Raw genomic sequence first — 13,255 nt, 5'->3', positions numbered from 1 at the left:
GAGCGCGTATTTACTCGGTACGCCAGTGCCAACGACGGCTCGACGTGTCCGGCGGGGTGTGGCTGCGCACCCGGCTGACCCACGCTTGGCGGTTGTCGTGGCGAATCAGATAGACCGTCTCGCCTTCACGCAGCGGCGGATTGGCGGGGTCGATCAGGATCGCTTCGAACCAGCGCGAGTGATAGAACACCTGCAGCGTGCCGCGCACCGGATGCGCGGTAACCTGCACCGCCGCCTCGGCGCCGGCACCGGGGGAGGGCAGCGAACTCGCCAGCCAGGCGGGCATCACTCCCGGGCGTAGCATCACGTTGACTGCCAGCAGCAGCATCAGGCCCAGGCTCAGACTGAGGGTGGGCGTGAGCAGCGGAGACTTGATCGCCACCGCCAGCATGAGCGCGGCGGGCACCGCGGCCGGCGGAAAGGCATTACCGCGGCAGAGCAGCAGCAGGGCATAGAGACCCACACACAGTGCGGCCGCTTCCTGCAGATGATCGAACCATGGCGCCATACGTCACCCTGCTGACTGAGTCACGCTCGCCTCTCACTGGGCAAGTCGTCGTTCTTCGATCGAGCCCCTGGCGACGTTGCAGCAGTGGCCGCTGGCCGTCTCACAGGGGACTCGCATGCTCACGTCTGAGGATAAAGATCGCCACTGGTGGGCTCCACACGAGAACGGTAAACAATTGAAGCTCAACGTAGCGGTTGAGAGGGATTGTCGCCGCCGTTGTGGGACAATGACGGCTCGCCAGACGTCTGCCCTCAGCCCCTGTCTGCTGCGCGTCGGATGGCTGGGTGGCCTGGGCTGCGGTGCGTGACTGGGGCCGCTGACCGACGCTGTCAGCAGACGTAAGCGCGACGTCGCCGGAAGATCGAGGTCACCGTCAGGTTCAGCAGAATACTGAGTTCAGATCACCAAGGTCAGAGCACGAGAAGAGGAGAGCTCCATGCGCATTGGCATCCTGCAATGCGACGATGTCGCCGAGCCGCTACGCGAGACGCATCGCAACTATCCCGAGCAGTTCGCCCGCCTGCTCGGCTCGCAGGAACCCGGGCTCGAGTGGCACACCTGGCGCTGTCTCGATGGCGAGATTCCCACCCAGGCGGATATCGCCGAGATCGATGCCTGGTTGATCACGGGGTCCAAGTACGGCGTCAACGATGGTGACGCCTGGATCGAACGGCTGTGCGAATTCGTGCGTCTGCTGTGGGCGCAGCGCCGGCCGCTGATCGGTGTCTGCTTCGGCCATCAGTTGATCGCCAAGGCGCTCGGCGGCGAGGTCGAGCGTAGCCCGCGTGGCTGGGGCGTGGGGGTGTCGTACAACCGCATCACCGGCCAGGCACCGTGGATGACCCCGCCGCGGGAGGCGCTCAATCTGCTGGTCAGCCACCAGGATCAGGTTGCCCGACTGCCGGCCGAGACCCGGGTGCTGGCAGCGAGCGACTTCTGCCCGTTCTATCTGATCCAGATCGGCGAGTGCTTCCTCGGCATTCAGGGCCACCCGGAATTCACCAAGGCGTACTCGGCGGATCTGATGAATCTGCGCGGCGACCGCATGCCGGCGGATAGGGTACGTGAAGGGCAGGCATCGCTGGCCGACGAGGTCGACAGCGAGACCATGGCGCACTGGATGCTCGCGTTCTGGCGTCAGGCCGGGGCGGCCCAGTGAGCGCCGCCGGCAGCGTGTTCCGGTAGCGCCTGAAGCGCGATACAAAGACAAAGCCCCGATCCAGGATCGGGGCTTTTTTCTTGCCACTACGGCATCGGCCGGGGGCCGATGCCGTAGCGGTGACAGCGATCACTCGCCGGTCTTGAAGTACTTGTCGTAGATCTTGTCGTAGGTGCCGTCCTGCTTCAGCGTGGCCAGGGCCTCGTTGAAGCGCTCGGCGAGTTTTTTGTCGCGCGGGCGGAAGGCGATACCGAAGCCCTCGCCGAAGTACTTCTCCGGCTCGGTGATCATGCCGCCGATTGTCTTGTAGTTGCCTTCCTTGCTGTCGAGCAGGGTCGACTTGCCCACCGGGAAGTCGAGGAAGGCGATATCGACGCGACCCGCATCCATATCCAGTACCAGGTCGTCAGCGGTGGTGTAACGGCTGATCTTGGCCACGTCGCCGTACATGTCGGTGACGTAGTTGTCCTGCAGGGTGCCGCGCTGGACGCCGATGGTCTTGCCCTTGAGCGACTGGGGATAGATCGTCTCGATGCTGCTGCCGGCCGGTACGAACCAGGCGGAGGGCGGCTTGATGTACGGGGCGGAGAAGAGCACGGTGGCACGGCGCTCGTCGTTGATCGTCATCGACGACATGATGGCGTCGTACTTACGTGCCAGCAGGCCCGGAATGATGCCATCCCATGCTTGCACCACCCACTCGCAGTCGGCCTTGATCTGCTTGCACATGGCGTTGCCGAGATCGATGTCGAAGCCGGTCAGCTCGCCGTCGGCGGTGCGGTACTCCATCGGCTCATAGGGCACATCGACGCCGATGCGCAGATGCTCCTTGTCCTGGGCGTGGGCCGCGCCGGCGATCAGCGCGGCGCCGAGCAGCGTGGTGGTCAGCAGTTTTTTCATGAATCGCGTCTCTCTTGTGGTACGGGTGTTGTTGTTCAGTTGTCGCCTGGTCAGCGAGGGCGTCCCGACGTCGGCGGCCTCGTGAGCGATGCCGCGTCGGTGATACGGGCCTGACGCTGGCAGCATAACCAATGCGCCGACGCTTGAATATCAGCCCCCGGCGATCCGACCAGCGTCAGCGGCCTCACGGCGCCAGCAGATAGCCGCTGCGATGGCTCTGGTGGCCGGCGATATCGGCCACGATCATCCCGGCAGTGGCCATACGGCGCTGGGTTCGAGCATAGAACATGCCGCGCTGGGGCGCGCGGATCGCTTCGATACGATCGCTGATCGGATCGATGATCTCGGCGATCAGCTGCCCCGCCTCCACCTCGACGCCGGGTGCCAGATGGAACACCACCAGGCCGCCGATCGGCGCGTGCAGGAAATCCATCGCCGCCAGTTCGGTGGCCGGGTAGGCCAGCCCCGGTAGCGGCGGCGCCTCGCCCACGACCAGACCAAGGTGGGTCAGCCAGTCGATGATCGCCTGGCTGTCGTGGGCCGCCAGCTCGTGGGAGACGTCCTGCTGCCCGCGCAGCTCTACAGTGACCGACTGGGTGCCGTAATCGATCGGGAAGCGCTCGCCGAAGCGCTGGCGCAGCGCTTCCCACACCAGGGTGAAGCACTCGTCGAACGACTGCCCGCCGGAGTCGGTGGCGAGCATGCTCGCCTTGGCGCCGAAGTAGCGCGCGAAGGGTTCGAACACCGGCCACGCCGCCGGCGTGGTGTAGAGGTGCTCGACCGCATTGAAGTCGCAGTGCAGATCGAGCACGAAGTCGGCCTCGCAGGCCAGGCGTTGCAGCGTCAGGCGCAGCGACTCGAGGCTGGTCGTCGCCTCCCGTGCCGCCAGGGCGGCGCTGAAGCGCGCCCGGATCAGGCGCCGGTTGGCGGCGATATCGTCGCTGAGCTCGGCCTCGAGGCCGTCGGACACCTGGTCGACCACATCGACGTAGTGGCGGTTGAAGTTCTTGAGCGTCTCGAAGTCGTAGCGACCCAGCGCGGTATCCATCAGCTGCTGGTCGAGTCCGATCGGGTTGGCCACCGGCACGACGCTCACCCGGCAGGCGAGGCGGCCGTCGCGTTCGAGTTCGGCCAGGCGCTGCTTGAGCGTCCAGGCGACCATCATGCCCGGCAGCTCGTCGGCATGCAGCGAACCCTGCACGTAGACGTGGCGCTCGGCGTCGGCGGGGCCGAAGTGAAAGCTGTCGAGCGCGCGCTCGGTGCCCGGAACCGGGCCGATCAGGGGGTGTCTGCGGTGTTCCACGGGGAGTCCTCGGCGCGAAGTGGCAGCGAGCGGCGCACCGCCAGGGAGGGCGGCGCGCCGGTGCATCGGGGGGCGCTTACTGGGCGCAATCCTGCTGGCTGGGGCGCACGGACAGGTCGTAGTCGAAGTACTGGTGCATCAGCTTGTCGAAGGTGCCGTCGGCGTAGACCGCGCAGATCGCCTGGTCGAACTTCGCCGCTAGCGCCTTGTCTCGCTTGCGGAAGGCCATCGCGGCGCCCTTGCCGAAGATCGAGGTGGGCGTCTTGATGCTCGGACCCACCTGCTTGTAGGGGCTGTTGTCGCCACGGAAATCGATGGCATCGACGGCGATCGGGAAGTCTTCGAAGGTCAGGTCGAGACGCCCGGCCTTGAGGTCATTGACCACGTCCTGGGACGAGCCGTAGCGCTGGATGTCGAGCACGTCGCCATACTCCTGAGTGACGTAGACATCGCGGATGGTGCCGCGCTGCACGCCCACCGAGAGGCCCTTGAGCGAGGCTTTGTCGGCGATGTCGATATCGCGGTCACGCGCGGTGATCCACACGCTGGGCGTGTTGTAGTAGGGCAGCGAGAACAGTACTTGGCGCTCGCGCTCCGGGGTGATCGCCATCGACGACAGGATGGCGTCGTACTTGCGTGCCAGCAGGCCGGGAATGATGCCGTCCCAGGGTTGTTCGACCCAGGTGCAGTCGAGCTTGGCGCGCTTGCACAGTTCGTTGCCGAGATCGATCTCGAAGCCTTCGAGCTGGCCGTCGGCGCTACGCATCACGAACGGCTCGTAGGGCACGTCGATGCCGAGACGCACGGTCTGGGTGTCGTCGGCCAGCACCGGCGCGGCTGCCAGCGGCGCGGCGAGCAGGGTGGCGGTGATCAGGGTCTTGGTGATCCAGTTTGTCATGGTGTCGGTTCTCGCTGTGATCGCAGGTGTCGTTATTGTGGTCTCGAGGGCCATCCTGGCTGCCACCGCGCTCAGGCGCCGCGCGGTCGCAGGTGGGCCAGCAGGCGTTTTTCCAGCCGGCGGAAGACGAACATGATACTGAAGGTCAGGCACAGATAGATCAGGGCGACGAAGATGAAGGCCGGGAAGGGGGCATAGAAGCGTGCGTAGACGTAGTAGGCCGCCCCGGTCAGGTCCATGATCGTCACCACGCTGGCCACGGCGCTGGCGTGGAGCATGAAGATCACCTCGTTGCCGTAGGCGGGCAGCGCACGGCGGAAGGCGCTGGGCAGGATGATACGACGCATCATCAGGCCCTTGGACATGCCGTAGGCACGTGCCGCCTCGATCTCGCCCTTGGCGGTGTTCTTGATCGCGCCACGAAAGATCTCGGTGGTGTAGGCCGCGGTGTTCAGCGTGAACGCGATCAGCGCCGGGTAGAAGGCATCCTTGAACACCTCCCAGAAGATGGTGTCCTGGATGCCATTGAAGAACACCACGCCGTAGTAGACCAGGTAGAGCTGGATCAGCAGCGGGGTGCCGCGGAAGACGTAGGTGTAGGCGTAGATCGGCCATTTGATCCACCACCGCTTGGAGCCGCGGCCGATCGCCAGCGGTACCGCCAGCACGATGCCCAGCAGCAGACACAGGAACACCAGCTGCACCGTGGTGACCAGACCGTTCCAGTAGAAGCCCAGGGTATTGGCGGTGAAGATCGCGTTGCCCGCGAGCAGTTGGGTGAACCAGGCGTTCAGTTGGTCCATTCGCTGGCCTCCCCGAAACCGGTGCTGTAGCGCTTGCTGAGCTTGGCGAAGCCCCACTCCGAGAGCGAAGCGATGAGCAGGTAGATCCCCGCCACCGGCAGCATGAACAAGAACGGCTCATGGGTCGCCTTGGTCGCCTCGGCGGCGACCCGCACCATGTCGGTCAGGCCGATGATCGAGACCAGCGCGGTGGTCTTCAGCAGCACCATCCAGTTGTTGCCGATTCCCGGCAGCGCATGGCGCATCATCAGCGGGAAGCGCACGCGGCGAAACGCCAGCCACGGGCTCATGCCGTAGGCGCGGGCGGCCTCCATCTGGCCTTCCTCGACCGACTGGAAGGCACCCCGGAAGGTCTCGCCCATGTAGGCCCCGAAGATCAGGCCGATGGTGATGACACCGGCGACGAAGGCATCGACGTTGATGAAGATATCGACATCGAAAGCGTCGTAGAGCTGATCGGTGAGCATGTTGATGCCGATCTGGCCGCCGTAGAACAGCAGCATCATCAGCACCAGATCCGGCACGCCGCGGATCAGCGTGGTGTAGAGGGTGCCGATGGCGTGGATGGCGCGATTGCGCGAGAGCTTGGCGCTGGCCGTGAGCAGGCCCAGGATCACCGCCAGCACCAGCGACAACAGCGCCAGTTCGAGCGTGACCATGGCGCCTTCCAGCAGCCGCGGGCCGTAGCCTTGCAGGTCGATCATGATGGCCGCCTCAGTGCTTGGGCGCCAGGAACTGGCGCAGGCGCTCGGAGCGCGGGTTGTCGAGGACCTCGGCCGGCGTGCCTGACTCTTCGATCACGCCCTGGTGCAGGTAGATCACCTGGCTCGAGACATCGCGGGCGAAGGCGATCTCGTGGGTCACCAGAATCATGGTGCGGCCCTCGTCGGCGAGCCCGCGCATGACCTTGAGCACGTCGCCCACCAGCTCGGGGTCGAGCGCCGAGGTGGGCTCGTCGAACAGCATCACTTCCGGGTCCATCGCCAGCGCCCGGGCGATCGCGCCGCGCTGCTGCTGGCCGCCCGACATCTGGGTCGGATAGTAGTCGGCGCGCTCCAGCAGGCCGACCCGGTCGAGCAGCGCCCGGGCTTCGTCGATGGCCTGCTTGCGTGGCTTCTTGAGCACATGCACCGGGGCTTCGATGACATTCTCGAGCAGCGTCATGTGCGACCACAGGTTGAAGTTCTGGAACACCATCGAGAGCTTGGCGCGCAGGCGCTCGACCTGTTTCCAGTCGGCGGGCTCGCGGCCGTGCTTGGTGGCACGGAAGTGGATCGGCTCGTTGTGCACGATCAGCTCGCCTTCGTCGGGCTGTTCGAGCAGGTTCATGCAGCGCAGGAAGGTGCTCTTGCCCGAGCCGGAGGCACCGATCAGGGTGATGACATCGCCCTTGTGAGCCTCGAGAGAGAGGCCCTTGAGCACCTCGTGGGAGCCGAAACGCTTCTTGATGTCGCGCGCCTCGAGCGGGATGGGGGTCGTGGCCATGTGGTCGTCCACCGAATGAGTTGGCTGGCAGGAACCGTCGGCGCGCTCGGGTATCCGGCTCGCGAAAGTCGGGGTGAGCGGCGCTGCTCCCTGCCGGGCTGAGAAACGAAATCCCGGAATGGGCGCTAGGAAAAATGCGGCGATTCTATCAGCTTCGGCGCCGGGTGCCAGAGACCTCTGGCGGTGGTGGCGGTGGTGGCGGTGCCGGCCGGCCTGTGGTGGTGGGAAATGCGGTAGGCATATGACATGGCAGAGTGCTCCTGCACGGGCGTTGTCGTTGTTGGATGTCGTCGCTGTAGATCGTTTTTTGCAGATCGTTCTTGAAGAGAGTTGCCGGAGACCGTTGTTGGCACGCGTCCAGCAGCGCTCGCATGACGCCTCGCCGCTGGGCAGCGCGGCGCCGGGCTTCAGCCGTCGCCGGGGGCGGCACAGGGCCGTACCAGCAGTGCCGCCCGCGCGTTGAGTTCGACCCGGGCGTTGGGAAAGACCACCGCCAGTGGTTCGGGGCCGACCACGAAGCCGCCACCGGTGTCATCTTCGCTGAGCCGCGTTTTTGGGGCGAATTCGGTGAAGTTGGCGACATCCTCGGCGAAGGTGAGCCGGAACGAGGGATGATCGCGCATCAGCTCCACCGCGACCTGGAAGAAGCGCAGCGCCTCGACATTACCCGCATCGGGTGCCCGCCCCGCGGCCAGGCACGCCAGCCAGCGGCGCATGCCGCCAAGCGCGGCGAGATCGTTGGCGCCGAACGGACGCACCTTGCCCAGCTCCAGGGTATAGGCCTCGGCAGCGTGATAGTGGCGCGAATAGTGCGAAAAGGTCCAGCTGTGCTGATGCTGCAGCAGCACCGCCTGCATGTCGGCGGCGGCCAGCGCCGACCAGTGCGAGGTCGGCTGGTGCTCGGTGAACGGCACCACGGCAAAACGCGGGTAGCGGCTGTCACGGATGGCGGTGTGCATATCGAGATGCAGCGGACGCGCCGGATGACGAGCATAGAAGTCGTCGACCAGTTGCATGAGCTGGCGCGCACGCTCGGGCTCGTCGCCGTCGGTTGCCAGGTCGCGCCGGAACAGCCGGTTGAGATTGGTCTCGACGAAGCGCGTGCCAGCGCGAATCGCCGGCAGGTTGCCCAGAATCACCAGCAGCGGCGCGCCGAGCGTCACCGTCCCGGCCTCGAGCGCGGCGAGCAGCTCGCCCACCAGCTCGATCGGCGCGGTCTCGTTGCCATGGATACCCGCCGAGATCACCACGCTGCGCGCCTGCGGCGCGGACCGGGTCGGGGTCAGCTCGAGCACCCCTGGGGCGAGCGTGCGGTAGCGCCCGCCGGCGAGCTCGCCCTGATGGGTGCCGGTGTCGCCGTCGAGGGTCAGCGCCAGCCAGTCATCGAGCAGGGACATGAGCGTCTCGCGCGTGCGGGGAACGGATGCCGGGTTCGATCACTCGTGGCCTCGGTGTGACGGGGTGTGCACTCAGATTACCCGCTTGCCCGGCGGCGACAAGCGCGGCCGTCGACAGACTGAAAAAGCGCGGCCGCATCATGAAAGCGCCGTGACCGCCAGGTTGACCGATACCCACCCGCGCCACGTCCCGGCTCAAACCCCGCGGGCGTTGGTATAAAGGGTGTAGATCGAGCGGCTGGCGGTCATCAGCAGGCGGTTGCGCTGGGCGCCGACGAAGCACAGGTTGGCGCACACCTCCGGCAGGCGGATGCGGCCGATACGCTCGCCCCCGGGGGCGAAGATGGAAACGCCGTCGCGCCCCTCGCCGCCGGAGACGCTCGCCCACAGATTGCCATCCACATCCAGGGCGATGCCGTCGTAGGTCTCGTCGTGGCTGGAGACGATCACCTCACGCGCGCCCAGCGCACGGCCCTGCTCGGTCAGGGCGAAGCGCGACACCGAGGCGGGCAGCTCGGGGAAGTGCGAGGGGGCGGTGTCGCTGGCGTAGAGGTAGCGGCCGTCGGCGGAGAGCGCCAGGCCGTTGGGTTTGGCCAGCTCGTCACTGAGCCGCTGCGGCTCGTCGAGCGTGTCGTCGACGTAGTAGATCGCCGGCGCCAGCTGCAGCGCGCGTTTGCTGCCCTCGTAATCGACATGGGCGCCATAGCCGGGGTCGCTGAAGATCACGCCGTCATTGGGCAGGATCACCAGATCGTTGGGGGCATTGAGGGGCTTGCCCTGGAACGCTTTGGCGAGCACGCGGACGCTGCCGTCCCACTCGTAACGCACCACCCGCGCCGGCGAGTGTTCACAGACGACCAGACGCCCATGGTTGTCGAAGGCGTTGCCGTTGGCATGGCCGACCCCTTCGCGCAGCACGCTGACACGCCCGCTGGCTTCGTCCCAGCGCATCTGCCGGGCGCGCGGGATATCGCTGAACACCGCGTAGCGCCCGACCGCGTTCCACGCCGGCCCCTCCAGCCACAGGCCATCGGACCAGTGCCGCTCAAGCGGGGTGTTGAACAGATAGTAGGGCTCGAAGCGTGCATCCAGCACCTCCCAGGCGGGATCGGGATAGCGGCTGGGCGTCGGGCCCGCGTCCTGCGCCCAGGTCGTGGGCGAGAGCGCGGCGGTGGCGGCGAACGCAGCGCTGGTGCCGAGAAAGTGACGACGGTTCATGTCCATATGGCGAAGCTCCTTGACGGCGAAAGCACGGGGCCTGGGTGCAGGTTGAGCGGGCGTCAGCCCGCCGAGGGGGTATCGGGCTGGGGCGGACAGTGTGCCGGGTCTTGCTCGACGCTGATCAACTCGTCGACGGGAAAGTCCAGCGCCTGGGCTCGGTCGAGGTAGGCCGAATAGGTCGCCGCGGGCATGGTCGGTTGGCGCGAGAGTATCCACAGGTAGTCGCGATCGGGGCCCGCCACCAGCGCATGCTGGTAGTCCGGATCGAGCGCCAGCACGCTGTAACCGGCATAGAAGGGGCCGAAGAAACTGACCTTGAGATGCCCGACATCGGGCTCGCCGGCGAAGCTGGCACGCCCCTCGGCGCTCTCCCAGCGCTGCTCCTTGGGGTCGTAGCCGCGGTTGATGACCCGAATGTCGCCGTCGTCGCGCAGGCTGTAGTTGGCGGTGACGCATTCGAGACCCGACTCGAAGCCGTGATCGAGGCGGGCGATCTCGTACCACTGGCCGAGATAGTGGTCGATGCGGAAATCGGTGACCGGCTGAGTCCCTTCCGGCACGCCGGTACAGCCGGCCAGCAGCGTGAAGGGGGCGAGCCAGGTCAGGCGCGGATAACGGGGCAGACTCGAGGGTAACAGCACAGGATCCATCCTTGTTGAGCGGCAGCGTCACCACGGCTCGCGCGGCAGAAGTTCGCCAAGTCCTAATAGATTGCCCAAATGAGACAAAGTTGCAATACCGAGCGCCACCCTCGGCGCTACCAAGGGCGCTGGCGGGGGCCGCGGCGAATCGCGCTGCGAGTCTTGTACGAAAAGCCCGGTGAGAGGGGAAGGCAAAGAGGAGATAAAGAGAGGTCGAAAGCGGCGCCGCTGCGCCCGTGTGGAGGGCGGCGACGCCTGCCGGGGGGCTGGCTCAACTGGCGTGGCGCGCCTCCATCTCCTGCTGATAGGTCTTGGCCAGCGAGGTCTTGTGGGCATCGTCGAGCACACGGCCCGCGAGCTGGAACACTTCCTGCTCTTCCTCTTCCAGATGGTGCGTCACTAGATGCTGCAGCTTCTTGGCGCTCGCCAGCCAACCCGGGGAGTCGTATTCGGTGCTTTCCAGCGTCTCGATCAGCTCATCGATCTCGTGATGCTCGGCGACGCTATGACGCGCCTTCTCCTGCGTCATGTCGTACTCCATCATCGGGATATACAGCGCCCGCTCCTCGGCGGCGGCGTGATTCTCGAGCTCGGCACGCAGGCGCTTGAACAGCTCGTCGCGGCCTTCGCTGTCGCCATGGGTCTTCACCAACAGTTCCAGCAGCTGACGCTGCTTGTCGTGACTTTCACGCAGGGCTTCGAAAATGGTCATGGTCTTCCTCATCCTTGGGGTCGTCCGGGGGCAGCATGATGGGTCGCGGTGCCAAAGCCGCCACCGCGCATCGCCGGGCCTGTAGCGGCCCGCAGCGTCGATGCGCTGCATCATGTCTCTAGGTTAGGCCATGCTCGGCACACCCGCACGCCCTGGTCGCCAGCCTCGCCGTTCCGCCGTCGCAAGGTGCCATCGCCGGTGATATTGCAGCGCCTGTTGCACCCGCCTCAAGTAGAGGAATGCCGCGCATTCGTGCCGCTACGGTCAGTACTGCGCGACGCTTTGCCACACTGGCGATCTACATTTTCTCTGCCTATCTCCAGCACGCCTGAGGGTGCGCTGGCTGCCGCGGGCGGCAGTGTCATTTCTCTTGACGCTTAGGTGACTATCTTTGGCAGGATCATCGATGAGATAAAAATGATACAAGCTGTTATTTTAGGGCCTAGAAGTCCAAGTCGCGCCGAAGGAGTGTCTCCGCAAGGCGTGGCATGGGAGACCGGCATTGCGGCAGTGCGGCGGTCAATTTCGGAGTCGAACGTGTCCTTGGTGATGAGCAGACCAACAATAAGCATCCAGGGGATCGAGCTGCGGAGTCGCATGACATGCGACCACCGCTGATCGCTTGTCTCTGCCTCGTAGCGGCGCTTCTCTTCACCGTCAAGAGCCGTGGCGACGACCCTATGGTGGTCCTGATCGCCAATCCGTCAGTCATCCAGAGCTCTCTATCGCTGGAAACCGTCAGAGCGATCTTTGCCATGCGTCAAAGAACTCTGGCCGATGGCCAAGCAGTGCATGTTTTCGTGCTACCGGACGGCGACCCGCTGCACGAGGCCTTTGCCAAGAAGATTCTCGGCGTCTATCCCCATCAACTCCGCCTGGCCTGGGACAGGGCCGTCTTTTCCGGTACCGGACAGGCACCGAACGAAGTCGCCACGGCGTCGGCGATGCTCAAGGCTGTGGCCTCCACGCCCGGCGGTATCGGCTACGTCTACCGTTCAGAACTGACGAATCAAGTTCGGGTGCTCGACATTGAATAACGTATTACGAAGCGCAGCGCCGAGCTGGCTGAGCGTGCTCGGTTTGACGCTGGCGGTCCAGGCTCAGGCAATGGAGATGCCGGATACTTTTCAGGTTCACGGCTTCATGAGCCAGGCGCTGATCTTGACCGATCACAACGACTTCTTCGGTCCTAGCAGTCGCGATACCGGCAGTCTTGAGTACACCGAGCTGGGGCTCAATGCCTCATTTCGGCCGCGCAGTAATGTGCTTGTGGCAGCGCAGGTGCTGGCGCGTCAGGCAGGCGACATGCAGCAACTGAACGAGCCTGAGCTCGACTATGGGGTGCTGGATTATCAGTTCTTCACCGACAGCGACGCCAATGCGGGCATTCAGCTCGGTCGTTTCAAGAACCCTCTCGGACTCTACAATCAAACGCGAGATGTCGCCGCCACACGGCCCAGCATATTGCTGCCACAGTCCATTTACTTCGATCGCACTCGCCAGCCCGCGCTGTCCGCGGACGGCGTCATGCTTTACTCAGAGGCATTTCTGAATAACGGTTCCGTCCGGTTTCAGTTCGGTATGGGTAGCCCTCGTCTCGACGATCAATCCGAAGTCAGTGCCTTGGGTGCGGACAGTTATGGCGAATTCTCGGGTAGAACGTCCTACATCGGTCAGGTGCGTTACGAACATGGTGGCGGCGAATTCGTGCTGGCATTGACTTATGCTGACGTCAATGCGGAATTCGACTCTCGCGGTGTGCGGCCCGGTTTGGGTGATTTTTCCTTTCAGCCTTGGCTTCTTTCTTTTCAGTACAATCTGGAGAACTGGTCTTTCACGACCGAATACGCCATCCGTAACATTCAGACAAAAGGATTCGTGTCTCCTTATAACTATGATGTGACGGGAGAGAGCTGGTACGTGCAGTTGAGTCGACGGCTGGGTAGTGACTGGCAGTGGCTCTTGCGGTACGACTCCCTGGTGACCGATATCGATGATCGTTCAGGGAAGGAGTTTGCTCGGACATCAGGCCAGCCGGCCTTCACGCGTTATGCCAAGGACTGGACGACCGGCATCCAGTGGCAGCCCTATGGGCGTTTTATGGTATCGACGGAACTTCACCATATCGAGGGTACGGGCTGGCTGCCTTATCAGGATAGGGCGGAGCTCATGAGCCAGAAGAAGTACTGGAATTTGCTTCTGTTTCAGGTCTCTTACTTTTTCTGATG

14 protein-coding genes are annotated in these 13,255 nt (G+C 64.5%); 3 read left to right on the top strand and 11 right to left on the bottom strand.

The genetic code is table 11. The features are described 5' to 3' along the window. Positions 1–10: 10 nt before the first annotated feature. Positions 11–508, bottom strand: a complete 498-nt coding sequence (locus tag ABV408_RS16760) for a hypothetical protein (protein ID WP_353980031.1) — start codon at positions 506–508, stop codon at positions 11–13. A 436-nt stretch (positions 509–944) separates the two neighbouring features. Between ABV408_RS16760 and ABV408_RS16755 the strand changes: the two genes are divergently transcribed. Next, entirely contained in the window at positions 945–1,667 is a 723-nt protein-coding gene (locus ABV408_RS16755; protein ID WP_353980030.1) for a glutamine amidotransferase-related protein, read from the top strand. 129 nt (positions 1,668–1,796) lie between these two features. Here the strand turns inward: ABV408_RS16755 and ABV408_RS16750 are convergent, their stop codons facing one another. From ABV408_RS16750 to ABV408_RS16705, 10 genes are all read right to left on the bottom strand, one after another. Continuing rightward, positions 1,797–2,567, bottom strand: a complete 771-nt coding sequence (locus ABV408_RS16750) for an ABC transporter substrate-binding protein (RefSeq protein WP_353980029.1) — start codon at positions 2,565–2,567, stop codon at positions 1,797–1,799. 184 nt (positions 2,568–2,751) lie between these two features. Further along, positions 2,752–3,870, bottom strand: a complete 1,119-nt coding sequence (locus tag ABV408_RS16745; RefSeq protein ID WP_353980028.1) for a succinylglutamate desuccinylase/aspartoacylase family protein — start codon at positions 3,868–3,870, stop codon at positions 2,752–2,754. Positions 3,871–3,946: 76 nt separating this feature from the next. Beyond that, complete coding sequence (locus ABV408_RS16740; protein WP_353980027.1) at positions 3,947–4,768, bottom strand: transporter substrate-binding domain-containing protein; 822 nt, start codon at positions 4,766–4,768, stop codon at positions 3,947–3,949. A gap of 71 nt (positions 4,769–4,839) precedes the next feature. Next, entirely contained in the window at positions 4,840–5,571 is a 732-nt protein-coding gene (locus ABV408_RS16735; protein ID WP_207033451.1) for an ABC transporter permease, read from the bottom strand. Then, the gene (locus ABV408_RS16730) at positions 5,559–6,275 is read right to left on the bottom strand and encodes an ABC transporter permease (RefSeq protein ID WP_207033449.1); all 717 of its coding nucleotides are present in this window, start codon (positions 6,273–6,275) and stop codon (positions 5,559–5,561) included. The genes ABV408_RS16735 and ABV408_RS16730 overlap by 13 nt, the downstream gene beginning before the upstream one ends. Before the next feature lie 10 nt (positions 6,276–6,285). Further along, entirely contained in the window at positions 6,286–7,056 is a 771-nt protein-coding gene (locus tag ABV408_RS16725) for an ABC transporter ATP-binding protein (protein WP_035477094.1), read from the bottom strand. Positions 7,057–7,463: 407 nt separating this feature from the next. Next, the gene (locus ABV408_RS16720) at positions 7,464–8,447 is read right to left on the bottom strand and encodes a succinylglutamate desuccinylase (RefSeq protein ID WP_405049950.1); all 984 of its coding nucleotides are present in this window, start codon (positions 8,445–8,447) and stop codon (positions 7,464–7,466) included. A gap of 201 nt (positions 8,448–8,648) precedes the next feature. Continuing rightward, the gene (locus ABV408_RS16715; protein WP_353980025.1) at positions 8,649–9,677 is read right to left on the bottom strand and encodes an SMP-30/gluconolactonase/LRE family protein; all 1,029 of its coding nucleotides are present in this window, start codon (positions 9,675–9,677) and stop codon (positions 8,649–8,651) included. 56 nt (positions 9,678–9,733) lie between these two features. Further along, positions 9,734–10,324: a lipocalin family protein gene (locus tag ABV408_RS16710; RefSeq protein WP_110689090.1), complete on the bottom strand. Its 591-nt coding sequence runs from the start codon at positions 10,322–10,324 to the stop codon at positions 9,734–9,736. A 262-nt stretch (positions 10,325–10,586) separates the two neighbouring features. After that, entirely contained in the window at positions 10,587–11,027 is a 441-nt protein-coding gene (locus ABV408_RS16705; protein ID WP_353980024.1) for a hemerythrin domain-containing protein, read from the bottom strand. Positions 11,028–11,629: 602 nt separating this feature from the next. Here ABV408_RS16705 and ABV408_RS16700 point away from each other — a divergent pair. Continuing rightward, positions 11,630–12,064: a hypothetical protein gene (locus ABV408_RS16700; protein WP_353980023.1), complete on the top strand. Its 435-nt coding sequence runs from the start codon at positions 11,630–11,632 to the stop codon at positions 12,062–12,064. Next, positions 12,057–13,253, top strand: a complete 1,197-nt coding sequence (locus ABV408_RS16695; RefSeq protein WP_353980022.1) for a hypothetical protein — start codon at positions 12,057–12,059, stop codon at positions 13,251–13,253. The genes ABV408_RS16700 and ABV408_RS16695 overlap by 8 nt, the downstream gene beginning before the upstream one ends. Positions 13,254–13,255: the final 2 nt, after the last annotated feature.

The sequence above is a fragment of the Salinicola endophyticus genome (genome assembly GCF_040536835.1).
GTDB lineage: Bacteria > Pseudomonadota > Gammaproteobacteria > Pseudomonadales > Halomonadaceae > Salinicola > Salinicola endophyticus_A.
This window is presented reverse-complemented; position numbering and strand designations above follow the sequence as displayed.

What these genes read in the sequence shown, in the direction of transcription:
- ABV408_RS16705 (WP_353980024.1), bottom strand. Translation starts at nt 11,027, where the DNA reads ATGACCATTTTCGAAGCCCTGCGTGAAAGTCACGACAAGCAGCGTCAG.
- ABV408_RS16750 (WP_353980029.1), bottom strand. Translation starts at nt 2,567, where the DNA reads ATGAAAAAACTGCTGACCACCACGCTGCTCGGCGCCGCGCTGATCGCC.
- ABV408_RS16725 (WP_035477094.1), bottom strand. Translation starts at nt 7,056, where the DNA reads ATGGCCACGACCCCCATCCCGCTCGAGGCGCGCGACATCAAGAAGCGT.
- ABV408_RS16735 (WP_207033451.1), bottom strand. Translation starts at nt 5,571, where the DNA reads ATGGACCAACTGAACGCCTGGTTCACCCAACTGCTCGCGGGCAACGCG.
- ABV408_RS16760 (WP_353980031.1), bottom strand. Translation starts at nt 508, where the DNA reads ATGGCGCCATGGTTCGATCATCTGCAGGAAGCGGCCGCACTGTGTGTG.
- ABV408_RS16755 (WP_353980030.1), top strand. Translation starts at nt 945, where the DNA reads ATGCGCATTGGCATCCTGCAATGCGACGATGTCGCCGAGCCGCTACGC.
- ABV408_RS16715 (WP_353980025.1), bottom strand. Translation starts at nt 9,677, where the DNA reads ATGGACATGAACCGTCGTCACTTTCTCGGCACCAGCGCTGCGTTCGCC.
- ABV408_RS16740 (WP_353980027.1), bottom strand. Translation starts at nt 4,768, where the DNA reads ATGACAAACTGGATCACCAAGACCCTGATCACCGCCACCCTGCTCGCC.
- ABV408_RS16730 (WP_207033449.1), bottom strand. Translation starts at nt 6,275, where the DNA reads ATGATCGACCTGCAAGGCTACGGCCCGCGGCTGCTGGAAGGCGCCATG.
- ABV408_RS16710 (WP_110689090.1), bottom strand. Translation starts at nt 10,324, where the DNA reads ATGGATCCTGTGCTGTTACCCTCGAGTCTGCCCCGTTATCCGCGCCTG.
- ABV408_RS16700 (WP_353980023.1), top strand. Translation starts at nt 11,630, where the DNA reads ATGCGACCACCGCTGATCGCTTGTCTCTGCCTCGTAGCGGCGCTTCTC.